Source organism: Microbispora sp. H10885 (assembly GCF_014161415.1).
In the GTDB taxonomy this organism is placed as follows: domain Bacteria; phylum Actinomycetota; class Actinomycetes; order Streptosporangiales; family Streptosporangiaceae; genus Microbispora; species Microbispora triticiradicis.
Genome location: NZ_JABBWY010000004.1, coordinates 495,556 through 518,337, shown reverse-complemented (window position 1 = coordinate 518,337; position 22,782 = coordinate 495,556). Strand labels below are relative to the sequence as shown.

The following is a 22,782-nucleotide window of genomic DNA, read 5'->3' as shown; positions in this document are numbered from 1 at the left end:
TCCCTTGTGAGGATTTCAAAGCCAGGCCCGTAGTTCCCATAGGAGGGGGAAGAAGTGCAAACGCGTCCGCCCCCGGAGATAAGGTGCCCCAGACGAGCCGCCGGTACCGGATTTCGTCCCGATTTGGCGCTCGACCATCTGTACGTGTCGCATCCGCCACAGGGCGGTCGTCTCGTCATGGGTGAGGAGATCCTCGGCCAGGTCCCACAGATCGTCATGCGATCCCCGGTCGCGGGCCACGGCCAGCAGGGAGTCCATGATCTCCTCGTCGGAGACCGGCAGGCCACGCTGGGAGAGGGCGGTGAGATAAGCATCCCACAGCGTGGGCTCGGCGAGCCGACGCCGCAGCCTGGCGATTTCCGCGTCGCCCGCGCCCCGCAGCCTACCGAGGTACGAGGGGTCCTTGGCCCCCGACAGGAACTCGAGCTCCCGGAACTGCACCGACTGGAAGCCGCTCGCGGGGGCGAGCACCGACCGGAACTCCAGGAAGTCCTGCGGCGTCATGGTCTCCATCACCTGGACCTGGTCGACCAGGACCTTCTCGACCGCGTGCACCCGGCGGAACAGGTGCCTCGCCCGCCACAGGGCGCCCTCGGTCATCGCGTCCCTGATCCGCTCCAGCTCGTGCAGCAAGAGCTTGAACCACAGCTCGTAGACCTGGTGGACGGTGATGAACAGCAGTTCGTCGCTGGCCCCGGACCGCTGCTCCTGCTGGGCGAGCAGCTCGGGCAGCCGGAGGTAGCCGCCGTAGGACAGGCGCCCGCCCTCCTCGCCGAAGCTGCGCGGAGGGGGCAGCACGTCCCCGGACCCGGCCCGGCCGTACGGCGTCGCAGGCATGCGCCACTCCTCCACGATGGGCACGTCCCTTTTTCCGATCCCCATTGACCGAAAGCCCGGCACCACCGCACCCGATATCACCCCATGACATCACAGACGTCAACTCGGCGCGCACCGGACCTAGCTGGAGGTCCGGGCCCGGCCGGGGCGGCGGGAGACGGCCACCCCCACCAGGCACAGGGCCCCGCCGGCCAGCGTGAGCGGGCCGGGAACCTCGTCGAGGAGCAGCCACGACATGAGCACCACCAGGGCGGGCACGAGGTAGGTGGTCGCGCCCATCCGGCCGGCCGTCGTGCGGGCCAGGGCGAACGCCCAGGTGGTGAAGGCGACGGCGGTCGGGCCGACGCCGAGATAGAGCATGTTCAGCGTCGCCGGCAGCGGGGCGCGCGCCGCCTCGGAGACGAGGACCCCCGCGAAGGGCAGGCAGGCCGCCGCCCCGATCAGGCAGCCGAACGTGGTCACCTGCAACGCCCCCGCGTGCCGGAGCGCCGGCTTCTGGACGACCACCCCGCCCGCGTACGCCGCCGCGGCCAGCAGGCACAGCACCACACCGAGCAGGGAGGACCGGCCGCCGCCGGACATGGAGAGCCCGACGACCGCCGCGCCGGCGAACGACACCGCCATGCCGACGATCAGCGGGCGCGGCAGACCCTCGCCGAGCAGTCTGCCGCCGAGGAGCGCGATGAGGATCGGCCCGATGTTGACCAGCAGCGCCGCCGTGCCCGCGTCCACCTCCCGCTCGCCCCAGTTCAGCAGGACCATGTAGCCGCCGAACCAGAGGATTCCCGAGCAGACGATCCCCGGCCAGGCGGCACGGGCCGGCCACCCCGGCCGGCGGACCAGCGTGATCACGCCCAGCACGAGGGCCCCGGCGAGGAGCCGTCCCAGGGCCAGGGCTCCGGGAGAGTAGGCCTCTCCGGCGCTGCGGATGGAGACGAAGGCCGAAGCCCACAACAGGACCGTGACCCCCGCGGCCGCGAGGGCGGCGCGAGCCGCGGGACGGTGGAGCTCTTGGCCGCGGTCGACGCGCGTTTCGGTTCTCACCCGGCCAACGTTAGGACCAGGACGTTTCGCCCGATAACGAATTATCCGCGAGCCGGTTGGCAGCCCCAGGAACCAGACGAGAACCCCGAACCGGACAGCGGTCCCGGAAGCCGGACAGCGGTCCCGGAAGCCGGACAGCGGTCCCGGGAGCCGGACGGCCCGGCGTTCCGCCCAGTCGCGTCGCCGCGGGCTCTGTCGCCACGGACTCTTCGGTCGCGAGCGCAACGTGGGTGCCGCATCCTGGGGCCATGCCGTCCACGCCGTCCACGCCGTCCACGCCGATCATGCCGTCTTCCGGGCGGGTCACCTCCGGTCTGGCCGCGCTCGCCGCACTCCTCGCCGACGAGACGCGGGCGCGGTTCTGCCTGGCGCTGCTCGACGGCCGGGCCTGGACGGCGGGCGAGCTGGCCCGGCACGCCGGAGTGGCCCCCTCCACCGCCAGCGCGCACATCGACCGGCTCGTCGAGGGCGGGCTGCTCACCGCGGAACGGCAGGGCCGGCACCGCTACGTACGGCTGGCGGACGCCCAGGTGGCCCACCTGATCGAGGACCTCGCGGCGCAGGCCGCACCCGGGCACGGGCGGCCGGACCGGCCGCGTACGCTGCGGGCCGCGAGCGCGGCCGGGGCGCTGGCGCGCGGCCGCACCTGCTACGACCACCTGGCGGGCCGGCTCGGCATCGCCGTCACGGAGGCGTTGACCGAACGCGGGTTGCTGCGCCAGGACACCGGCTTCGCGCTCACGGACGCCGGTCTGCGCTGGTTCGCCGACCTGGGAGCGCCCCTCGCCCCGTCGGGCCGGCGCCCGCTGGCGCGCGGGTGCCTCGACTGGACCGAGCGCAGGCCGCACCTGGCGGGGCTCGCCGGAGCGGCGCTGTGCCGCCACGCGCTGGAGACGGGGTGGTGCGTGCGGATCGGCTCGACCCGCGCCGTCCAGGTCACCCCCGAAGGCGAACGCGCGCTGGCGGAGCTGCTCGGCCTCCCGGCGGCGGCTCTGCGCTGACCGGGCGCTGACGGGGGTAAGCGCTGACGGGGGGGGAGGCGCCGACCGGGGTGGGCGGAACGCCGGGAGCCGGCCGGTCAGGGAATGGTGCGTTCCGAGGGGATGGAGCCGTCCTTGAAGGCGTCGAGCATGCCGGGCAGGTCCTGTGTCTCCAGCAGTTCCGCCCGGCACGGCGCGCAGTCGTCGAGGTGCCGCTCGAACTCCTCGGCCTCGTCGTCGTCCAGCACTCCCAGGGCGTACGCTGCCACGTCGAAGTGCGGCGACGACGCGGACATCAGCTGGCCACCCCCCTCTCCTTCAGGGCCGTACGAAGTGCGCGCAGGGCGTAAAAGAGCCTCGACTTCACGGTACCCGGTGGGATGCCCAGAACTTCGGCCGCTTGGCTTACTGTCCGGTCGCGTAAGTATGTCTCTTCGATAACTTCCCGGTGCTGGGCGGACAGGTTCCGCAGCGCGTCCGCGACCACGATGGCCGCCAGCGTGCGGTCCGCGCCGTCCGGCACGGCAAGGCTGTCCTCCTCGGGAGCCTCCACCTCCCTGGGCCGGACGCCGCGCCGGCGGCGTCCGTCGATCACGATGCGGCGGGCGACGGTGAGGAGCCACGCCCACAGCAAGTGGGGCTCCCATGTCAGCTTCGCCGAGTTGCGCCAGGCACGCACCAGCGTCTCCTGGACGACATCCTCAGCCCATTGCAGGTCGTTGCCGGTCGTCTTGCGCACCTGACGCAGCAGCGGACCGCCGAACTCGCGGTAAAGCTCCCTGATCAGGAGTTCCTCTCGATCGGGGTCGTCGTAGTCATTGGAATCCAGACGCACGAACCGGCTGTCGAGTTGTCGACGCACGGCCACATATTTGCACCAGCGTTAGTTGTTCGTACACCACATCCGTAACTCCAGTTATTTCTGACTACGTCCTGAACCGCCCCCGGCGACGCCGCGTACCTCCGACCGAAGGTCACGAAAGGAGGCACGATGCGGTTCCGTTTCGGGGAACTCCTGGTGCTCGGCGTCTTCCTCTTCGCGGCGGCCGTCACGGTGATCGTGGTCGTCCCCAGGAGCGCGTCGTCGGCCCAGGCGGGCTGGACGCAGACCCCCTACGGCCCGCTGGGCCCGGCCGACCGCGACCTGCTGGTCAGGGTGCGCTGGGCGGGGCTCTGGGAGATCCCCGCCGGGCGCTGGGCCCAGGACCGGGCCGGCAGCGAGAAGGTCAAGGACGTCGGCAGGCACCTCGTGGAGGACCACACCAAACTCGACGCGCAGGTCAGAGAGCTCGCCGCCAAGCTCGGCGTCCCGCTGCCGGACCAGCCGAACCCGGACCAGCGGGGGTGGCTGGACGAGATGGCCGCCGCACGCGGCCCCGAGTTCGACCGCGTCTTCGCGGACCGCTTGCGTAACGCCCACGGCAAGGTGTTCACCTTCGTCTCCGCGGTCCGCGCGGGCACCCGCAACAGCCTGGTTCGCGACTTCGCCGGGCAGGCCGTCGACGTCGTGATGAAGCACATGACCCTGCTCGAAGGCACGGGTCTCGTCGACTACTCCACCCTCCCCACCCCCACCGTCTAGAAGGTGCATCCATGCGAAAACGGCTCATTCTCGCCATGGCGGGCGTGCTGCTCGGAGGCTCGCTGAGCCCGCTGAACCCGCTGATCGGTGGGGTCCGGCCCGCCCTCGCCGACCACTGCGATCCGTCCGTCCAGGGCGCGGGGTGCGAGGACGTCGGCCCGGCTCTGGAGGACTTCGCCGACATCCGGCGGGTGCCGCCGGGCGACGGCGGCGTACGCGCCGGGCGCGGCTCGTTCACCTCCCGCTGCGGACGCAACGAGAACGGCCACCGCAACTCCGACAACCACATCGTCGCGCCCGGGGTGTCGAACGGCGCGCACCACGTCCACGACTACGTCGGCAACCTCACGACCAACGGGTCCTCCACCGACGAGAGCCTCGCCGCGGGCGGCACGACCTGCCGGCTCGGCGACAGGTCCACGTACTTCTGGCCGGTGCTGCGCAGCCGGCAGGGCCTCGGCGCCCAGCCGTCCGCCTCTCCCTCCCCCTCCGCCTCCCCCGCCGACGTCCAGGACGCGACGGCGGAAGACGTGGCAGCCGAGAACCCGGCAGCACAGGACGTGGCAGCAGAGGAAGCGACGGCGGAGGACGTGACGGCGCGGCACACGGAGGAGCCGGGCGGCGCGGCCGAGGGCAACGTCGGCACGATCCTCCTCGCCCGGTCGGTCACGCTGCAGTTCCGCGGCAACCCCGTCAGCAGGGTCGTGGCGATGCCCCGGTTCCTCCGGCTCATCACCGGGGACGCGAAGGCGGCCACCAACGGCGGTGCCAACGCCCGCGCCCAGTGGACCTGCACCGGCTTCACGAACCGGCTGACCGGGAAGTATCCGCTCTGTCCCCGGGGCAGCCTGGTGCTGCGCGTGCTCGACTTCCCCAGCTGCTGGGACGGCCAGAACACCGATAGCGCCAACCACCGGACGCACGTCGTCTTCCCCGCCCGGAACGGCGCCTGCCCGGCGGGCACCCGGGCGATCCCGCAACTGCGCATGACCCTGGCCTACTCGGTGCCGGGCGGGCCGTCGTTCGCGGTGGACAGCTTCCCCGAGCAGCGGCACAACCCGATCACCGACCACGCCGACTTCGAGAACGTGATGCCCGACCGGCTGATGCGGTCGGTGGTCACCTGCATCAACCGCGGCCTGCGCTGCTGAGCCGCGCCCCGATCGTGCCGTTCCCCGCCCGGTCCTCACGCAGGCCACCCCCACCCGAGGGCCCCACCCAAGTGGGCGGGGAACGGCGCCTCCACACCCCCCAGGCAGTACGACGGAGGAAATCAGTGCCCAACAGAGGGGCTTCCCGGCACACCCGGCCGAATCCCGGCCTCGACCTCGAACGGCGCGGCGTACGCGTGGGCCTCGGCGTCGTGGTCGCCGTGGTCATCACCGGCGGGCTGGCCGCCACCCGGACATCCGGCGGCTCGGCGTTCCTGGCCGAGGCCCAGTCGTTCCTCACGTTCTACGCCGGCGTCTTCTCGCTGGTCGGCCTCACCACCACGGTCGCCCTGGGCCTGGCGGCGACCGACCGCGTGATCCTGCCCATCGCGCAACGGGTGCGCGTGCAGCTCGTCCATCGGGCCATGGCCCTGCTCGGCATCGGCTTCCTCATCGTGCACATCGGCATGAAGATCGCCGCCGGGCTGGTGCCGCCGTACGGGTCGGTGGTGCCGTCCACCAACGTGTACGTCTCGCTGGGGGTCGTGGCCTCCGACCTGTTCATCGTGATCGTCGCGACCGGCGTCATGCGGGGCAGGTTCGCCCAGGCGGAGCGGCCCTGGCTGTGGCGGGGGCTGCACGACCTGGCCTACCTCGCGTGGCCGGTGGCGATCCTGCACGGCCTGACCGCCGGCCGGGCCGCCGCACCGTGGGTCACCTTCAGCTACGTGGCCTGCCTGGCGGCGGTCGGCGCCGCCCTGCTGATCCGCCTCGCGGCCGCCACCCGGCCGGCCCGGCAGGCCGCGACCGACGAATGGAGCGCCGCCCCCGCCGCCGTCACCACCACCGGCACCGGGCGCCGTACGGTCCGCGAGGAGGACAGCCGGCGCCCTGGCGAGCGAACCGCGCGGCCGGTCAGGCCGCAGACGCGGCCCGAGGTGGCCGTCCTCGCCCGCACCGGCACCGATCCCGCCGCCCTCGACGTCCCCCGCTACATCCTGCGGGACGTCTCAGGCGGTCTCCCGCACGACGTCCTGAACGACGTCCTGAGTGATGCTCCGCCCACCCCCCAGGAACCCCGCCTCCGGAGGATCGTGTGATTCCCTACCGCGTCTCCAACGTCCGGCGGCTCGGCCCGTCCCGGCTGACCGCCGGGCTCGACGAGCATCGCAGGCTCGACCTCAACGCCCATCACAAGTACCACGACCGGCTGCCGGGCCAGACGGTCGACGCGCTCATCTCGATGGCCGAGGAGGTGGACCTGCGGGGCCGGGGCGGGGCCGCGTTCCCGTTCGCGCGCAAGCTACGCGCCGTGTCCGCCCGTGACGGCGAGACCGTCGTGCTGGTGAACGCCGCCGAGGGCGAGCCCGCGAGCCTGAAGGACAAGACCCTGCTCACCCGGGCGCCGCACCTGGTGCTGGAGGGCGCCCTGCTCGCGGCCAGCGCGCTCGGCTCCCGCGAGGTGGTGGTCGCGGTCGGCGCGGGCGAGCTCGCCGAGGCCTCGGTCACCGCCGCCGTGGCCGAGCGCGGCCTGACCGGGCTCGTACGCGTCGTGGCGATCGAGGAGCGGTTCATCTCCGGCGAGGGCGGCGCGCTCGTCCGCGCCGTCAACGGCGAGATGGGGCTGCCGCCGGGCCGCAAGGTCCGCTCCAGCGACAGCGGCGTGTACGGCCTGCCGACCCTGCTGTCGAACACCGAGACCTTCGCCCAGCTCGCCGTGCTGGCCGAGCTGGGGCCGGAGGAATACGCCGCGGTGGGCACCGTGCAGGAGCCGGGGACCATCCTGCTGACGGTCGGCGGCTCGGTGGGCGCCCCCGCGGTGGTCGAGGCCCCTCCGGGGGTGCCGCTGGCCGACGTGCTGGCCCTGTGCGAAGCGAAGATCGGTGACGGCCTCCTGCTCGGCGGATACCACGGCACCTGGATGTCCGCCGAGGCGGCGTGCGGCACGGTCCTGTCCCGGCGCGGCGCGAAGGAGGCGGGCGGCGAACTGGGCGCGGGAATCGTGGTCGTGCTGGGCGAGGACACCTGCCCGCTCGGCGAGACCGCACGCGTGGCGGGCTACCTCGCCGCGCAGTCGGCCGGGCAGTGCGGCCCGTGCCGTCTCGGCCTGCCCGACCTCGCGCGGGCCTTCCGGCAACTCCAGGACGGCGACCCGGACGGCCCCGAGGCAGTCCGCCGGGCGGCGGCCGCCGTGAAGGGCCGGGGCGCCTGCTTCCACCCGGACGGCTCGGCCCGGTTCGTGCTGTCGGCCCTGGACGCGTTCGCCGACGACGTGGAGGAGCACCGCTTCCACGGCGGCTGCGGACGGGAGACGAAGGGCGTGCTCCCCCTGCCCGTGGAGGAGGCGCGGGACGTCCGGCTCATGGTCGACTGGACCCGCTGCCAGGGCCACGGCCTGTGCGCGCATCTCGTGCCGGAGCTGGTCAAGCTGGACCACCACGGCTTTCCGGTGTTCATGGACACCGGCGTCCCCTCGTGGCTGCTCGGCGACGCGCAGAAGGCGGTGGAGATGTGCCCCGCGCTGGCCCTGCGGATCGGCGCGAAGTGAGACCCGACACGAGGGACGAAGTGATGACACTGTAACCAACCGGACCGGATCAGCACGCGTCTCACGAGGTAGATCACCACCTCGGGAGTACGACCATGATCGACAGACGGAGCTTCCTTCGTGTCTCGGCCCTCGCCGGGACCGCCGCCTTCTCCGGCGCCTTCTCGGGCACGGCGTTCGCCGCCGGTCCCCGTCCCGCCGACTGGTCCGCGCTCGGCCGGGGACTGGACGGCAAGCTGATCCGGCCGGGCGACGCGTCGTACGACAACGCGCGCCACGTGTTCAACGCGGCCTTCGACTCCGTACGGCCGGCCGGGGTGGCGTACTGCGCGACGGCGGCCGACGTGTCGGAGTGCCTGGCGTTCGCGCGGCGGTTCGGCGTGCCGGTGACCTCCCGGTCGGGCGGCCACAGCTACGCGGGCTGGTCCACGGGCGCCGGGCTGGTCGTCGACGTGTCGCGGATGAGCGGCGTGTCGTACGCGGGCGGCCACGCCACGGTCGGCGCCGGCGCTCGGCTCGTGGACGTGTACGCGAAGCTGGCCGCGCACGGGGTGAGCATCCCGGCGGGCTCCTGCCCGACCGTCGGCGTGGCGGGTCTCACGCTGGGCGGCGGCATCGGGGTGGTGTCGCGGCAGTACGGCCTGACCTGCGACGTGCTGGAGTCCCTGAAAATCGTCACAGCCGACGGGAAGACGCTGACCTGCTCGGAGACCGCGCACCCGGATCTGTTCTGGGCCTCCCGGGGTGGCGGCGGCGGCAACTTCGGCGTCGCGACGTCGTTCACCTTCCGCACGCACGGCACCCGTCAGGTGACGCTGTTCTTCCTGCACTGGCCCTGGTCGAAGGCGGCCGCCGTGCTCAAGGCGTGGCAGGCGTGGGCGCCGTCCGCGCCCGACGCGCTGTGGTCCAACTGCCACCTGAACCACGACCCGTCTCCGGACGTGATGGTCGGCGGCCTCTACCTCGGCGGCAAGGCGGCGTGCGAGAACCTGCTGCAGAAGCTCGCCGACCGCGTCGGCTCCGGGCCTAAGACCCGTTATGTCGCGGTCTCGGCGTACGACCACGCGATGATGGTGGAGGCGGGCTGCTCGTCGCTGACGGTGGCGCAGTGCCACCGTCCCGGCACGCTCCCCGGCCAGAACCCGAGCGGAAGGCTCGTCCGCGACTCGTTCACCGCGAAGTCGCACTTCGCCTACACGCCGCTGTCGTCCGCCGGGATCAAGGCGCTGCTGGCCCAGGTCGCCGCGCCGGGACGGCACTCGGTGCTGCTCGACGCGCTCGGCGGCGCCGTCGCCCGGGTCCGCCCGGACGCGACCGCCTTCCCGCACCGCAAAGCGCTGTTCAGCGTGCAGTACTACGCCCACAAGTCCGGCGCCGCCGCCTGGACCCGCGCCGCCCACGCCGCCATGCGGCCACACTTCGGCGACCACGCGTACGTCAACTACGTCGACCCGGAACTGACGAACTGGCGGCAGCAGTACTACGGCGCGAACGCCGCGCGCCTCGCCGAGGTAAAGGCGGCCTACGACCCCGGCCGCCTCTTCCGCCTCCCCCAGGGCATCTGACCAGGCCGACCGGGACGCGGGGCGACGGCTTCGAAGGCCGGCCAGTCCAGCGGCTCGTCCCACACCCGGTTGGCCATCGCGGCCAGGTGGATTCCCGTACGGGTGATCTCCGCCTGGGAGATGCCACGGCGCTTGGCGGCTTCCTTGATGACAGCGAGGTCTTCGGGATCGGCACGGACGGCGATCTTCTTCATCGGCATGGGCCACCTCTCATCGGATCACGTTGTCCGGCCGATCCAGCCATACATGTTGACCCTCCGAGGTGACGGTCAGCCCGAAGCGATCCCGGCCGGGGCTTCCCCACCCCACCCAGCGCAAGAAAGCCTCTTCCACCTCGTTCCACAGGTCGCGCGGCCCCCGCTGATGCACCGCCGCCCGCTTGTAGTCGGGCGAATAGTGCACCTGCGCGTCTGAGTCACCCGACCACACCCACAGGTGGAACTCGCCGTCGTCCTCATCGGTGTGTGTGGCGTCGACGCCGGGCAGCAGGCCCGCGACGGCGATGTCCGCCCCGAACGACGACCGCACCACCCGGCGTGGGTCCAGGTCGGTTCCCGAGTCCCGGAAATCGTCGGAGTAGGCGGGAAGCACAGAGCGCTGGGAACGCAGCATCATGAAGGCGCAACTTCCATGAAAGCGGCCCACCGCGGTGCCATCCCCGGTGACGGTGAGCTTGAGCATGTGTCCGGCCTCCCAGCCGGGCATCCAGGGCAGCACGATCACCCCGCCGGGCCGGGTCTGCTCCACCCACGCCTGGGGCACCTTCCGCACGCCACACGTGACATGGACGCCGTTGTAGAGCGTGCCCTGCGGCCATCCCTCCGCCCCGTCGCCGAGGACCAAGTGCGGCGCGTATCCCGCCGCCTTGAGGTTGACTGCCGCGGTGGCGTGAACGGCGGGATCGATCTCGATGCTGGTCACGTTGGCGTCGCCGAGCCGATACGCCAGCAGTGCGGCCGTCCAGCCCGTTCCCGTGCCGATCTCCAGAACCTCATCGCCCGCGTAGGGGCCAAGCAGATCGAGACCACGAGCGACGATGCCCGGAGCGGACGAGGAGGAGGTGTAATCCACCCCGCCCTGCCCCGCTTCGTCGATGTCCAGGTTCCCGTCATCGAGTTGCGTGATGATCGGGGCGTTCTGCTGGTAGATCGCCGCGAACCAGCCCTTCGGATCGCTCTGGCGGTCGATCACGAATCCCTCGTTGCCGTCCTCGGGAGCGCACCAAGCCCGGTCAGGGATGAACAGGTGACGCGGGACGGCTTCCAGCGCCTGCCTCCACTCCGGATCCAGGTCGCCCAGTCCCGCGAGCATGGCGGCGACATGCTCCTCCTCCAGCTTCATTTACCGCCGCCCTTCTCGTGCTTGCCGCCCTGCCCCGGGCGGACACCGTCTCCGGTCGGTTTGGGCGTCTCGACCGGGCGACTCGACGGCCGCTGACCCTCATGCTTGCCGCCACCCTTACCCTGATCTGCCATCGCGCGCTCCTCCCCGCAAGCGGCATGCCCCGAACTCGCAGGTCAGCCGTAGGACGTTCTTGGAACATCGATACGGCCCAAGCTTGAGGGAATGCGCTGGGACGTCGAAACTTCATCTGGGACGGATAGCGGGACGTCTTTTGGAGCTATAAACGTCCCCATGGCGGTGAACGAGCGCTTACGAACGGCCCTGCTCAACATGGGGATGACGGGCAGGCAACTGGCCGAGGTCATCGGCGTCGATCCCAAGACCGTCGAACGATGGGTCAATATCGGACGAACCCCGCATCCGGCCATCGCCCACAGAGCCGCGCTCGCGCTCCGGGAAGACCTTGCCTACCTTTGGCCCGAAACCGAGCAAGGACGCCGGAGAAGACAAGGCACGAGTGACATGGTGGTCGCATACCCGACGCGCGCCAACGCCCCCTTCGACCTGTGGCGCACCGTGTTCGAGCAAGCCGAGCAGGAGATCGGCATCCTTGTCTATGCCGCAATTTTCATCCACGAGTCATGGCCGGAATTTTCGGAGCTACTCACCACGAAGGCCCAGGCAGGATGCCGAATAAGGGTCATGCTGGGCGACGCGGACTCACCCGTCATCCGAACACGCGGGCAGGAGGAAAAGTACGGCGTCCAGGAGAGTGATCGTGGCTCGCACCGAGTACTACGACGACCCGGCGGCGCCCGAACCGAACAGCCTTGTCGTGGGCGTCTCCGCTGTGGTCAGCGATGAGAAGGGCCGCATTCTGATGCAGCGCCGGGCCGACAACGGCCTGTGGGCACTTCCCGGAGGCGGGATGGACCTGACGGAGTCAGTCCCGCAGACCGCCGTACGGGAGGTGAAGGAAGAGACCGGTTACGACATCGAGATCACCGGCATCGTCGGCTTGTACACGGACGCCCGCCACATCATCGCGTACACCGACGGCGAAGTACGCCGGCAGTTCAACGTCTGTCTCACCGCCCGCCGTACGGGTGGCGCCCTCACCGTCAGCGACGAGTCGACCGAAGTACGCTGGGTCGCCCGGGACGAGCTAGCACAACTTCCCATGCACGAGACGCAGCGACTGCGGATCACGCATTTCCTGCAGAACCGCAGCCAACCCCATATCGGATAATCCCGGCTCGGGGCGGAGCCGGGATCCGAGCACCGCGCCGTCGCACTGGGACGACGAAGGACGATTATGACGCGGCTCAGATTGTTTGATATCCGACCGATATCGGCCAGGAGCTGCTGCTGCATCTGGCATTTGATTTGACGGAATTGGCAACCCAAGGGCCGTAAACCGTGGTGTAGCCACCGCTACTGTCTTGACAGAAGAGCACGACCCGTGTCTGAGTCACTCCGGTTCCGCTGCACGTCGCCCAGCCGGTGCCGCCGACAACGCCAATCTGCGCGCTGGTGCTGCAGGTGGGCGCCGCCAGGGCGGGAGCAGTGGGTGACATCAGCGTCGTCGCGGCGGCGATCGCGGTCATCGCGGCCGCCGAAACGCCGAACTTCTTGATACGGCCCATTAGTTGCCTCCCTCGGTGCCGTGTTTGCTTCTTGATGGTAAGCACAGCTTTTGAGGGATATCCATAGGGGCTGGTATGCGATTTGAATGAGCGGTTTACGGGCTGGCTGCAGGGCCGAAGATTGAAGTCCGCAACGGGGAATCAATTCGTCGGTGGCCCGGCGGCGAGGCGGTCGAGCCATTCGCCGAGCACGTGGCGTTCTCCGTCCGTGAGGGCCGTGGCGTCCGGCAGGGTGGCGCGCAGCGCCATCGCCGCCGCCGCGGGCCCGGGGGTCTCGACGGCGGGGGCGTCGGTGGTGATGGCGGCTATCGCCGCGTCGCGGGCCACCTCGGACAGGCGCATGTCACGCCGTTCCTCCGGCATGGCGAGCAACGTGAAGACGACGCCGGTTCCGGCGGAGTGCACGAGGTCGGCCGCCAGGCGCTCGCCGACCTTCAACCGGCCTGCGGCGGCGATCGCGCGGATGCGCTCCCCCAGCATGCGGAAGGCGACGACCGAGGCGGGCGACCGGCGCCCCGGCTGGGGATCGCCGTACATGAGCGAGAACAGGGCGGGGTTGGCCAGCCCGAAGCCGACGTGCAGGTCCCACCCGGCCCGGAACTCCTCGACCGGATCGCCGGCGGGCGGCCGGGCCTTCTTGTCCCGCAGATATGAGGTGAAGCCGAACTCGGCGACCGCGTCGAGCAGGCCCTCCTTGTCGCCGAACAGGCGGTAGATCGTCGGAGCCTGGGTGCCCGCCGCGGCGGCCACCGCCCTGGTCGAGAGGGCGTCGCGGCCACCACTCGCGAGCAGCCCCGCCGCGACCGACACGATGTGCGCCCGCGTCCTGTCGCGGGCGGCCGTCTCGCTCCCAGGATCACTCATGCTTCCAACGATAGCAAGGAGTTGCTATCGGCGATTTTCCAGTGTTAGCGTTCCAGAGATATCACCGATAACACAGGAGCAAGTTGTGATCATCGTCACCGGAGCGACCGGCCAGCTTGGCCGCCTTGTCGTCGAGCACCTGCTCGCGCGGGTCCCCGTCGAACGGATCGGCGTCAGCGTGCGCGAACCCGGCAAAGCCGAAGACCTCGCTGATCGAGGCGTACGCGTCCGGCAGGGCGACTTCGACGACCCCGGGAGCCTGGCGTACGCGTTCGAGGGCGCGGCGCGGGTGCTTGTCGTCTCCGGCCCGGCGGACGCCGCCCCGCACCGCACGGCGATCGAGGCCGCCACGGCCGCGGGCGCCAAGCGCATCGTCTACACCAGCCACATGGGGGCGAACCCGGCCTCTCCCTTCCTCCCGATGCCGGCCCACGCCGAGACGGAGCGGGACCTGAGCGCGTCCGGGGTTCCGTTCACCGCGTTGCGCAACGGCTTCTACGCGGCCACCATCGTCCAGGTCATCGGCCAGGGGCTCCGGGACGGTCAGATCGTCGCACCCGCCGACGGGCCGGTCTCCTGGACGGCCCACGCCGACCTGGCCGAGGCGGCCGCCGTCGCGCTGACCGAGGAGGGCGGGCTCGATGGGATCACGCCGCCGCTGACCGGCCCCGAGGCGCTCGATCTCACGGACATCGCCGCCGTCGCCTCCGAACTGACCGGACGCGAGATCACCCGCGTCACCGTCCCGGACGACGAATGGATCACCGGCGTGGTGTCGCGCGGCGTCCCCGAGGGGCAGGCACGGTTCCTGCTCGGCATGTACGAGGCCAGCCGTCAGGGGGAGTTCGCCGAGGTCGGCCCGGCCCTCGGTGAGGTGCTCGGCCGTAAGCCGACGGCGTTCCGCGACGTGCTCGCGGCCACGCTCACGCCCTGACCGGCCGCCGTATTCGGCCCGTTTCCGCCCGTTCGGTTCGCGTGATCATTAGATTACGTCGGACCGAGCGTTTCCAGGGAGTGCGGACATGGGCAGGCGCAAGTACCGGGACGAACGTCGTCACTACAAGTACGTCGAGGCCGTGGTGCTCGACCGCGTTCTCGACGAGAACACGCAGTCGGTGCTACGGATGCTGCCCGGGCAGCCCCTCGTGACCGCGACCTCGTTCTCCGCGTCCGTGGACTGGGAGGACTACACGCGGGAGATGGAGCAGTTCGTCGAGCGGACCTTCGACGCCTGGCTCTTCTTCGAGAACGTCGGTCCCCGTTCGGTCGCCTTCCGGATCCCCGGCACGGCGCTGTCCGCGGAGGCGGTCGCGCCGTACGCGCACGGGAACATACTCGAAGGCCTGAGCGTGGAGACGAGAGACGACGACCTGCTCCTGCGGTTGCGCATGTACGCCGAGGACTCCGAGTTGTTCAACCTGCACGAGACCGGCGCGGGATGGCTCAAGGACATCCTCCCGGTCCGTGCGGAACTGATGTCGGGCACCCTCGACGCCCTGGAGCTGGCACCGGTGGTCGGCACCCACTGGGACGAGATCGAGCGCGACGTGTCCGCCGAGTATGGGCTGTCGAAGGCGTCCCGCACCCTGGCCGCGTACCTCCAGGTCGCCCCGGAGGAGCTGAAGCGCCTGGCCGCCAGGCGGACCCAAGCCCGGCAGACGGAGTTGCCCCCGGGGTGGCTGTCCAGCTGTTCCGATCTCGAACCGGTGGCCCGGTGGGAGTTCGCCGCCGCGGAACCACCCAAGTCCTTCCAGATCACCCTGGGCCGGCTGCCGAGCGGCTGCGAGTACGGCGACTGGTACGTGACGGCGACCGAGCCGCGTGGCAAGGATCTGGCCTTCCGCGCCGAAGACGACGCGCGCAAGGGTTATCACGACGAGGCGCTGCGGCTGCAACGGCTCAACGACCCCGGTCGCTGGCGGCAGCTCGACCAGACCGGGTGAGCCGCTCCGGGCCCGGAATACGCGGACCGTATCGGGAAACTTTCACCGGCCGGGGCCGCCCACCAGCGCGTCGATAGGGCCTGCGCCGCCGAAGCATGGTCAGCGGAAAACGGCGAATCTACGATGACCTCGCGCCCCAAGATCGTGCTCGTAAGCGGGGATCGGTTCCCGCCCTGTCGCTATTCACCAGGCCCTCATAGGAGGCGCGGATGGCTCAGCACGATGAACCGTACGGACAATCCCGGCGTGGTTCGCTCGCCGGCCGACTGCTGATACCGGTGGCGCTCGTCGCCATGGGGATCGGCCTCAGCCCGGCGGCGGCCCACGCCGACACCTGGCGGACGGCGACCGGCTCGGCATGGGGCCAGACGCAGTCCTCGGCTTCGGCGGCGGCCCAGGCGAGCGCGCGTACCGCCCTCACCCAGACGGCCGCCCAGCTCGGGGAGGTCTGCACGAACGTGACCTCCTCGGCGACCCTCTCGTACACCGTGCCCAGCGGGGGCGGCTACGTGTACGGCGGGACCGCGACCGGCCTGTGCGCTCCCGCGCCGCCACCGCCGTCCTACACCGTGCCGCGCACCGCGACGGCGCGCGGTGAGGCGAGCACCTACTCGGCGGCCGTGCAGAACGGCGCGGCGGCCGCCCGAGCCGCCATCCTCGCGGCCGGAGGCGACTGCACCGGCTACCAGACGACCGGCGCGACCAACGTGTACACGGCTCCCACCGGAAGCTGGTACATCTACGACGTCACCGTGTCCGCTCTCTGCGTGCACTGACACCTCTCGGCGATCGCGGGGCGCGAATCGTCGGCGAGAGGCCCCCATAGCTGGCGATTCGCGGCGTTATCAGGCGTAATCTTTTCCGGCGACCTCACCATGGCCAGATATAAAGTGTCAGGAAAACATGTGAGGAGGCCGAAAATGCTGGTCGAATGGCTGGCAGCGGTGGCCGCGGCGGGCGGGACCGCGGTGGTTCAGGCCGCGGGCACGGATATGTGGATGAGCGTGCGGCAGCGAGCGGCAAAGGTGCTCAGCCGCGACGATCCCGACCGTGAGCAGGCGGAACTGATGCGGCTGGATCAGACCGCGACGGAGCTCGCCTCGCTCGCCCCGGGGGAGGCGGCGCTGATACGGGCCCGGCAGGAGGCGTCCTGGACGGCCCGATTCGAGATGCTGCTGGAGAGTCTCGGCGAGGCCGAACGCGAACGGGTCGCCCGCGAACTGAACGACATCGCCGACCAGGCTCGTCAGGCATCAGTGGGGGGAGTGTCGGGGAACATCTTCCAAGGACCGGCCGCATTCCAGGTCGGTGACCACAACCGTCAGGACAACCACTTCGGGCCGAGGGCATGAGCCGCGACTCCGAATCAGGTGGAGACGGAGTATCGGGAAACATCTTCCACGGCCCGGCCCCCTTCCAACTCGGCGATCGCAACGTCCAGATCAATCACATTCACCAGGCGACGCCGCATCGCCGCCCGCTGGTCCTCGCGGGTGCGACGCTGTCGACCCGGGAAGAACTCGCCGCCGTCATCCGCCGCGACTGGGCCGCCGCGAGGCGTCAGTTCTTCGAGGGCGCGGCCACAACCGGCGCGCCCTCCGACGGTTGGCTCGGTCTTCTCGCCTGGCTACGCGATCTCGACGGTCTCACCGCCGGCGACCTGACCGCTCAGATAGAACTCATCGACCATCGGCTCCGGGACGACGCTCTCCCGGCCGACCTGAAAGTGCTTCACCTGCTGGGCTGGCTCGATCCGGAGGGAGAAGCCGTCTGGCGGGGAACGGTCGTGACCCCAGAGTCGCTTTCCGAGGCCTGCAGGATCGGTCGTTTGCGAGAAAGCGGCCCCGAATGGGAGCTCTACCGCGACCTCTGCGAGGGCGGCCTGCTGGACGCCCTGTCGCGGTTCAGCCGACTGAGCGCGCTGCGCGGAACGCAGCGGGCCTGGGACGAGGTCTGGGGTTCGTGGCGGCGGCTGGCCGCTCAGGTTCCCGGACTGCCGCCCGAAGGCCGGGAATGGGCCGAGAGCGGGGCGCGCGGGCTGTTGTTGGCTGCCCTTCTGCCCTACTCGGAGACCAGGACGTGGTTGCGCGCCGGCTGCGAGCGAGTGGCGCCACCCCCCACCGGCGAGATCGAGTGGTACGACTGGTTGCGGGCGCGGGACGGCGGCTCGGACACCCCTGTCGGATGGCTCGTGCGCGCCGACTTCACTGCTTTCGCCGCGGCCCAGGCGGAACAGCGACGTCGGCAGGCGGAAGCCGACCGGCAGAACCAGCGGATACGGACCACGCTGGACGCCGCCTCCGCTCTGCGGCAGCGGCAGTGGGCCGACTACGAGGGCCGGCGGCTCTCGCCCGCCGCCCGGCTGGAAGCGGTCGTCCGCGCGACGCTGTGGCTCGGGGCCTGGGGCGCGGCCACGATCCCGGTGGCCTGGATCATGTGGGGCTGGATTCGGCCGGATATCGCCGCGACGCTGTCCTGGTATCTCGTCACGCTGACCCTGGCCGCGTACGCGGGCTGGCTGCCAAGAGTCATCCGGCTCGGCGCGGCGTACCAGCCTCCACTGGGGCGCGTGCGCGAGTGGGCCGAGGAGGCCCGAGCCGACCGCGGGAGCATTCGGAGGGGTCTGTTCAGAGCCGGCCTCGTGGTCGGATTCGTGCTGTTTTTTGGGGTGCTCCTTCATGACGTCGGCGTCATCGTGACGACGATTCTCCTCACGCCGCTGCTGGGCGCGGCGTTTCATTTCGCCCGCATCGGGGCGATCCGCGACTGGGCGGACGATCACCGGGAACGACTGCGGGACTACCAGTCCGGGCGGGCAGGCTCCGGCGTTGCTCAGGACATCTCCGAAGGTGTTCGATCGCCGTCAGCCAGAGTCCGGGCCGACGCCTACCACGCGTTCATGCGCCAGTTCACCGGCCTCGACCACAACAGAAGAGACGAGTAGAAGACGAGCGCCTGGCTCACCGTGGCGGCGATCAATAGGATCCGTGACGACCTGATCTTTCGGGACATCTCAGCGGGGGCGAGCGATGTCGCACTCTGGTACAAACGGCGGCGAGGCGGGGAACTTACCCTCCGGCCTGCGTACGGGCGATCCCCGCGAGGTCGGGCCGTACCGGCTGGTGCGCAGGCTGGGCGAGGGCGGCATGGGCGTCGTCTACCTCGGCGAGGCGCCGGACGGCACGCGGGTGGCGGTCAAACTGCTCCACCACACGATCGCCGCCGACCCCGGCTTCCGCCGCCGGTTCCGGCGCGAGGTCGAGGCGGCCAAGCGGGTGGCCCGCTTCTGCACCGCCGCCGTGCTGGACGCGGAGGTCGACGGCGAGACCGTCTACCTGGTCACCGAGTACGTCCCCGGGCCGACCCTCCGGGAGGCCGTCGAACGGGACGGGCCGCTGCGCGGCTCCAGCCTGGACGGGCTCGCGGTCAGCGTCGCGACGGCGCTGCGGGCCGTCCACGCGGCGGGCATCATCCACCGCGACCTGAAGCCGGGCAACGTCCTGCTCTCCCCCATCGGGCCGAAGGTCATCGACTTCGGCGTGGCCCACGTGACCGACACCGGCACGCACAGTAGCGCGGTCGTGGGCACGCCCGCGTTCATGTCGCCCGAGCAGTTCGACGGCCGCGCGCTCACTCCCGCGTCGGACGTCTTCGCCTGGGCGGGCACGGTCACGTACGCGGGCACCGGCCGGGCGCCGTTCGGCAACGGGCCGCTCCCGGTCGTGCTCAACCAGGTCATCAACGGGGAGCCGAGACTGGACGGCCTGGACGGGCCGCTGCGCCCGCTGGTCGAGCGCGCCCTGGCCAAGGACCCGGCCGTACGGCCGACCGTGCAGGAGATCCTGGACGCCCTCACCGGCTCCCGGGCGGAGCCGGAGGCGTGGGTCACCACCCAACCGGGCGGGCGGAGGAGCCGTCGCGGGCTGGTGGCCGGGGCCGCGGCCGGGATCGCCGGGCTGGCGGTGATCGCGACGGTGGCCGCCGTACTGCTCACCGGGGACGACCCGCCCTCCCCGGGGACCTCGGTGACGTCCACGCGCTCCGCCGCGGTGGCCGGAGACGACTCCGCACTCCGGACCGGCGCGTCCTCCACCCCGGCCGCGTCACAGGCGCCTCAGGCGGACGGCGGCGACGACCCCGGAAAGGGAAACCCGCTGCGCGAGCCCGGCGTACGGTTCGCGTACCAGGCGGACCCGGACGCGCGGCGCCAGGCGAACATCTGGAGCGCGCAGGGCAGGAAGGCCGACGCCGCGCTGATGCGCGCCCTGGCGGCGGTGCCGCACCCCGTGAACCCGAACATGCCCGCCGACGAGGCCGGCCGTACGGTCGCGTCCGCCATGCGGGCGGCCACCGCGCGTCACGCCGTCGCGGTGATCGTGACCGACCAGGTGCCGAGGAAGGACTGCTCCCAGTGGGGAGAAGCGGACGAGCGGGCGTACCGCGCCTGGATCGACGTGGTGGCGAAGGCGATCGGCTCGGGCCGGGCGGTGGTCGTGCTGGAGCCGAACAGCCTGACCAGGATTCCGGGATCCGACAGTTGCCCGGCCGGGGGCAGGGCGGCGGCGGCCGAGCGCTATCGCGAGCTCGGTTATGCGGTGAACCGCCTGCGGAGGCTTCCGCACACGGCCGTGTATCTCGACGGCGGCATCGAGGGCTGGCCGGGCATGGCCGACATCGCCGACCGGCTGATGAAGGCCGGGGTGGGGCGAGCTGACGGCTTCTACCTGAACACCTCGGACTACCAGGAGACCGACCGGCTCCTACGGTACGGGGAGAGCCTGTCCCTGTGCCTTTATGTGAAGACGAACGACCCCGGGAGCTCCTGCACCGGCGCGGAGCTCGGCGCGGTGCCGGCCGGAGCGCCGCTGACCCACTTCGTCCTCGACACCAGCCGGAACGGCAGGGGCGGGTGGAAGCCGCCGAAGGGCAGGTACGCCGACCCGGAGAAGTGGTGCAATCCGCCGGGCGTGGGCGTGGGACCCCGCCCGACCACCGAGACCGGCGGCGAACTGGCCGACGCGTTCCTGTGGCTCCGCGCCCCCGAGATGTCGAACGGCCAGTGCACCCGCGGCGGCCCGGGCCCCGAGGACCCCGAGTGGCATCAGGTGGACCCGGTCGGCGGCACCTGGTGGCCCGCCCTCGCCCTCGACCGCGCGAAGAACGCCGTCCCCCCGCTGCGCTGACTCACTTATCGGTGCTGTTGACCTTGCGCAGCCGGGCCCGGACCGTACGGCGGACCAGCGGGCCCATGTCGTCCAGCGCCGCGACCAGGCCGGCGAGCTGCTCCAGGCTGTCGAACGCGCGCTTCGCGCCGTCCTCGTCGACCCCCTCGTACAGTTCGAGGCCGACGAAGGCGGCGGCGGTGGCGCGGGCGAGCCCGGCGACGTCCACGAACTCGGCGATCGGGGTGCCGGTCAGCACCCTTTGGAGCACCTCTTCGACCTCGGCGACCCACATGCCGAGGCCGGCCGCGGTGGCGGGGGCGAGCCTGCCGTCCATCTGGCTGCCCGCGAGCATCTGGGCGAGGACGGCGAGGTTCCCCGCCTCGCGTTCCTCGGCGTGCAGCGAGCGGCCCAGGTCGAGCAGTTCGCGCAGCGAGGTCACGGCCGCGAACCGCTCGCGGTAGACCGTCACCCGCTGCTCCGAGCCGTACCGGAGGGCCGCGGCGAGGAGGTCGTCGACGGTGCCGAAGTGGTAGAAGACCAGCGCCTGGTTGACCCCGGCGGCGGTGGCGACGGCCCGCGCGGAGGCGCCCGCGATGCCCTGCGTACGCAGGGTCTGCAGCGCTCCTTCGAGCAGCCTCGTGCGGGTGTCGCCCATCGTCACTCCCTCAGCGGCGTACCTCTTCGCGCCGCGGCTTCACCGTAGCGGGTACGCCGTGCTCCACGACGTCGACGTAGCGCGCCCGGAACGTCCCCCAATAGCCGAACAGCGGGCCGAGCTTCGCGTTGGAGACGGTGACGCCGACGCGGAACAGCCCGGCGTCGTCGTCGTACGACTCCCTGACGACGGCGGTCCCGGTCACTGAACCGGGGAGGCGGCAGGAGACGAGCCCCTCGTGCAGGCGGAACTCGCCGGACCGGATGACGAGGCCCCCGTGCTCGTCCACCGACATGTCCAGGTCGACCGCCAGGTGCTGGTGCGAGCCGAGGTAGTCGACGATGCCCCGCCTCTCGTGGTCGTACACCATCGTGGCGTCGAACCGCCGCCGCCGTCGGGGCAGGTCGAAGGTGCGGACGAAGGTGACGGTCTCGCGGCCGTGGGAGTCGACGTACGGGTAGTTCTCGATGGTGAACGGCACCCGCCGGCCCTGCTCGGGGACCAGGATGTTGCGCCGGGTGCCCAGGGCCAGGAACGGCCGGGTGAACGCGGCGTGCCAGATGTGGTCCATCGTTCCGGTGCCGACGCAGGCCCGCCCGCCGGTCACGCTGACGCCGAAGCGGCGGCGTAACTGCGGGTGCAGGCGGGCGAAGTCGGCGCCGAGGGTACGTTCGAAGATCGAGGTCATCGCGTCTCCAGTTCGGGCAGGAGGGCTTTCGCCGCCATTGGTTCGGGCGGGCGGCTGGTTGAGCTGGTTGGGCGGCTTGTTGGGCGACGTAGGCAGCGGCGGGCCGCGGGGGTTCCGGGCAGCGGCGGCAGGAGGATCGCCAGCGCCGCGACCAGTACGGCGGCTGCGGGCGGGGCCAGTGCTGTGGCCGTGGCGGTGACGAGCACGCGTACGCACACCTCGGCGAGGGCCTGCCACAGGGAGCGTTCGGGCGTTCTTCCTGTCTCCAGCCAGAGCCGGAGCCGGTCGAAGGACCACGCCGTCGCCCAGCCGATGAGCGGCCGGAAGACGAGGTCCACGGCCCGGCCCCAGCCGGGGCGGTAGCCGTACCGGGTGAGGAAGCGGACACCGTCGGGGGTCTGGACGTATCGCCAGTAGCCGGAGCCCGAGCGGATCGGCGAGAGCGGATGCGCCGAGGCGAAGCGCAGCGCGGACGTCCTGTCGTCGGGATCGCGGCGGTCCCCGGCCGTGACGCCGGCACCAGTGATGGCGAGGCCCGGCAGCAGCCGTACGGCGTACCGGAACCACTGGGGTTCGCCAGCGGCGCGCGGCAGGTAGTCGATCCCGCTGAACCGCAGATCCCACCGTTGATGCTGGTCAGGGGTCTGCGTCAATTCCCAGAGAGCACCCATGTCCGCCCGGACCAGACACTCGACGTACACGAAGCGACCCACAAGCCACCTCCACAGTTTTGAGCAGTCGCTCAAATGCGAGAGTAGGCCTATTTGAGC

Annotated in this window: 25 protein-coding genes; 14 read left to right on the top strand and 11 right to left on the bottom strand. The window is 71.1% G+C overall.

Features of this window, described 5'->3' with window-relative positions; all coding sequences use genetic code 11:
• Window positions 1-15 precede the first annotated feature (15 nt).
• Window positions 16-837 carry a tryptophan 2,3-dioxygenase gene (locus HHX37_RS13605; protein ID WP_111699471.1) on the bottom strand — a complete coding sequence of 274 codons (822 nt, stop codon included), beginning with the start codon at window positions 835-837 and terminating at the stop codon, window positions 16-18.
• 120 nt (window positions 838-957) lie between these two features.
• The gene (locus HHX37_RS13600) at window positions 958-1,881 is read right to left on the bottom strand and encodes a DMT family transporter (protein ID WP_111699423.1); all 924 of its coding nucleotides are present in this window, start codon (window positions 1,879-1,881) and stop codon (window positions 958-960) included.
• A gap of 284 nt (window positions 1,882-2,165) precedes the next feature.
• Between HHX37_RS13600 and HHX37_RS13595 the strand changes: the two genes are divergently transcribed.
• A complete protein-coding gene (locus tag HHX37_RS13595) occupies window positions 2,166-2,882 on the top strand; it encodes an ArsR/SmtB family transcription factor (RefSeq protein ID WP_182885689.1) in 717 nt (238 codons plus the stop codon).
• A 77-nt stretch (window positions 2,883-2,959) separates the two neighbouring features.
• Here the strand turns inward: HHX37_RS13595 and HHX37_RS13590 are convergent, their stop codons facing one another.
• Window positions 2,960-3,157 (bottom strand): zf-HC2 domain-containing protein, encoded by a 198-nt coding sequence (locus tag HHX37_RS13590; protein WP_111699420.1) that lies wholly within the window; start codon window positions 3,155-3,157, stop codon window positions 2,960-2,962.
• Complete coding sequence (locus HHX37_RS13585) at window positions 3,157-3,729, bottom strand: sigma-70 family RNA polymerase sigma factor (RefSeq protein ID WP_244301792.1); 573 nt, start codon at window positions 3,727-3,729, stop codon at window positions 3,157-3,159. The genes HHX37_RS13590 and HHX37_RS13585 overlap by 1 nt, the downstream gene beginning before the upstream one ends.
• Before the next feature lie 123 nt (window positions 3,730-3,852).
• On the opposite strand from HHX37_RS13585, the gene HHX37_RS13580 reads away from it, so the two are divergent.
• The 5 genes from HHX37_RS13580 (at window position 3,853) to HHX37_RS13560 (ending at window position 9,707) form a co-directional block, all read left to right on the top strand.
• Window positions 3,853-4,443, top strand: a complete 591-nt coding sequence (locus HHX37_RS13580) for a DUF4142 domain-containing protein (RefSeq protein ID WP_111699419.1) — start codon at window positions 3,853-3,855, stop codon at window positions 4,441-4,443.
• 11 nt (window positions 4,444-4,454) lie between these two features.
• Window positions 4,455-5,594: a DUF1996 domain-containing protein gene (locus HHX37_RS13575; RefSeq protein ID WP_182885603.1), complete on the top strand. Its 1,140-nt coding sequence runs from the start codon at window positions 4,455-4,457 to the stop codon at window positions 5,592-5,594.
• Between the two features lie 125 nt (window positions 5,595-5,719).
• Window positions 5,720-6,694, top strand: a complete 975-nt coding sequence (locus tag HHX37_RS13570) for a hypothetical protein (protein ID WP_182885602.1) — start codon at window positions 5,720-5,722, stop codon at window positions 6,692-6,694.
• Window positions 6,691-8,142 carry an NADH-ubiquinone oxidoreductase-F iron-sulfur binding region domain-containing protein gene (locus tag HHX37_RS13565; RefSeq protein ID WP_310740361.1) on the top strand — a complete coding sequence of 484 codons (1,452 nt, stop codon included), beginning with the start codon at window positions 6,691-6,693 and terminating at the stop codon, window positions 8,140-8,142. The genes HHX37_RS13570 and HHX37_RS13565 overlap by 4 nt, the downstream gene beginning before the upstream one ends.
• 95 nt (window positions 8,143-8,237) lie before the next feature.
• A complete protein-coding gene (locus HHX37_RS13560; protein WP_182885601.1) occupies window positions 8,238-9,707 on the top strand; it encodes an FAD-binding oxidoreductase in 1,470 nt (489 codons plus the stop codon).
• Here the strand turns inward: HHX37_RS13560 and HHX37_RS13555 are convergent.
• Window positions 9,665-9,907 carry a CopG family transcriptional regulator gene (locus tag HHX37_RS13555; protein ID WP_182885698.1) on the bottom strand — a complete coding sequence of 81 codons (243 nt, stop codon included), beginning with the start codon at window positions 9,905-9,907 and terminating at the stop codon, window positions 9,665-9,667. The two genes, HHX37_RS13560 and HHX37_RS13555, sit on opposite strands and share 43 nt — an antisense overlap.
• Before the next feature lie 10 nt (window positions 9,908-9,917).
• Window positions 9,918-11,048 carry a methyltransferase domain-containing protein gene (locus HHX37_RS13550; RefSeq protein ID WP_259406406.1) on the bottom strand — a complete coding sequence of 377 codons (1,131 nt, stop codon included), beginning with the start codon at window positions 11,046-11,048 and terminating at the stop codon, window positions 9,918-9,920.
• Between the two features lie 294 nt (window positions 11,049-11,342).
• On the opposite strand from HHX37_RS13550, the gene HHX37_RS13545 reads away from it, so the two are divergent.
• Both HHX37_RS13545 and HHX37_RS13540 read left to right on the top strand, forming a co-directional pair.
• Window positions 11,343-11,915, top strand: a complete 573-nt coding sequence (locus HHX37_RS13545; RefSeq protein WP_182885600.1) for a helix-turn-helix domain-containing protein — start codon at window positions 11,343-11,345, stop codon at window positions 11,913-11,915.
• Window positions 11,830-12,300 (top strand): NUDIX hydrolase, encoded by a 471-nt coding sequence (locus tag HHX37_RS13540; protein WP_182876176.1) that lies wholly within the window; start codon window positions 11,830-11,832, stop codon window positions 12,298-12,300. The genes HHX37_RS13545 and HHX37_RS13540 overlap by 86 nt, the downstream gene beginning before the upstream one ends.
• 76 nt (window positions 12,301-12,376) lie before the next feature.
• On the opposite strand, the gene HHX37_RS13535 is transcribed toward HHX37_RS13540, so the two are convergent.
• On the bottom strand, window positions 12,377-12,697 hold the full coding sequence (locus HHX37_RS13535) for a hypothetical protein (RefSeq protein ID WP_182885599.1): 321 nt from the start codon (window positions 12,695-12,697) through the stop codon (window positions 12,377-12,379).
• Between the two features lie 141 nt (window positions 12,698-12,838).
• Entirely contained in the window at window positions 12,839-13,561 is a 723-nt protein-coding gene (locus HHX37_RS13530) for a TetR/AcrR family transcriptional regulator (RefSeq protein ID WP_182885598.1), read from the bottom strand.
• 85 nt (window positions 13,562-13,646) lie between these two features.
• Between HHX37_RS13530 and HHX37_RS13525 the strand changes: the two genes are divergently transcribed.
• The 6 genes from HHX37_RS13525 to HHX37_RS13500 all read left to right on the top strand — a co-directional run bounded on the left by HHX37_RS13525 (window position 13,647) and on the right by HHX37_RS13500 (window position 20,687).
• Window positions 13,647-14,495: an NAD(P)H-binding protein gene (locus HHX37_RS13525; protein ID WP_182885597.1), complete on the top strand. Its 849-nt coding sequence runs from the start codon at window positions 13,647-13,649 to the stop codon at window positions 14,493-14,495.
• Window positions 14,496-14,583: 88 nt separating this feature from the next.
• Entirely contained in the window at window positions 14,584-15,504 is a 921-nt protein-coding gene (locus tag HHX37_RS13520; protein ID WP_182885596.1) for a hypothetical protein, read from the top strand.
• Between the two features lie 209 nt (window positions 15,505-15,713).
• Window positions 15,714-16,280: a hypothetical protein gene (locus HHX37_RS13515; protein ID WP_182885595.1), complete on the top strand. Its 567-nt coding sequence runs from the start codon at window positions 15,714-15,716 to the stop codon at window positions 16,278-16,280.
• Window positions 16,281-16,424: 144 nt separating this feature from the next.
• Complete coding sequence (locus HHX37_RS13510) at window positions 16,425-16,856, top strand: hypothetical protein (protein WP_182885594.1); 432 nt, start codon at window positions 16,425-16,427, stop codon at window positions 16,854-16,856.
• The gene (locus HHX37_RS13505; RefSeq protein ID WP_182885593.1) at window positions 16,853-18,448 is read left to right on the top strand and encodes a hypothetical protein; all 1,596 of its coding nucleotides are present in this window, start codon (window positions 16,853-16,855) and stop codon (window positions 18,446-18,448) included. The genes HHX37_RS13510 and HHX37_RS13505 overlap by 4 nt, the downstream gene beginning before the upstream one ends.
• 85 nt (window positions 18,449-18,533) lie before the next feature.
• Entirely contained in the window at window positions 18,534-20,687 is a 2,154-nt protein-coding gene (locus HHX37_RS13500; RefSeq protein WP_182885592.1) for a glycoside hydrolase family 6 protein, read from the top strand.
• A gap of 1 nt (window position 20,688) precedes the next feature.
• On the opposite strand, the gene HHX37_RS13495 is transcribed toward HHX37_RS13500, so the two are convergent.
• The 3 genes from HHX37_RS13495 to HHX37_RS13485 are packed head-to-tail and all read right to left on the bottom strand — an operon-like array spanning window position 20,689 to window position 22,665.
• Window positions 20,689-21,324 (bottom strand): TetR/AcrR family transcriptional regulator, encoded by a 636-nt coding sequence (locus HHX37_RS13495; protein WP_182885591.1) that lies wholly within the window; start codon window positions 21,322-21,324, stop codon window positions 20,689-20,691.
• A 10-nt stretch (window positions 21,325-21,334) separates the two neighbouring features.
• The gene (locus HHX37_RS13490) at window positions 21,335-22,012 is read right to left on the bottom strand and encodes a DUF4166 domain-containing protein (RefSeq protein WP_182879841.1); all 678 of its coding nucleotides are present in this window, start codon (window positions 22,010-22,012) and stop codon (window positions 21,335-21,337) included.
• Window positions 22,009-22,665: a hypothetical protein gene (locus tag HHX37_RS13485; protein WP_220502832.1), complete on the bottom strand. Its 657-nt coding sequence runs from the start codon at window positions 22,663-22,665 to the stop codon at window positions 22,009-22,011. Before HHX37_RS13485 ends, HHX37_RS13490 begins: the two co-directional genes overlap by 4 nt.
• Between the last annotated feature and the right edge of the window lie 117 nt (window positions 22,666-22,782).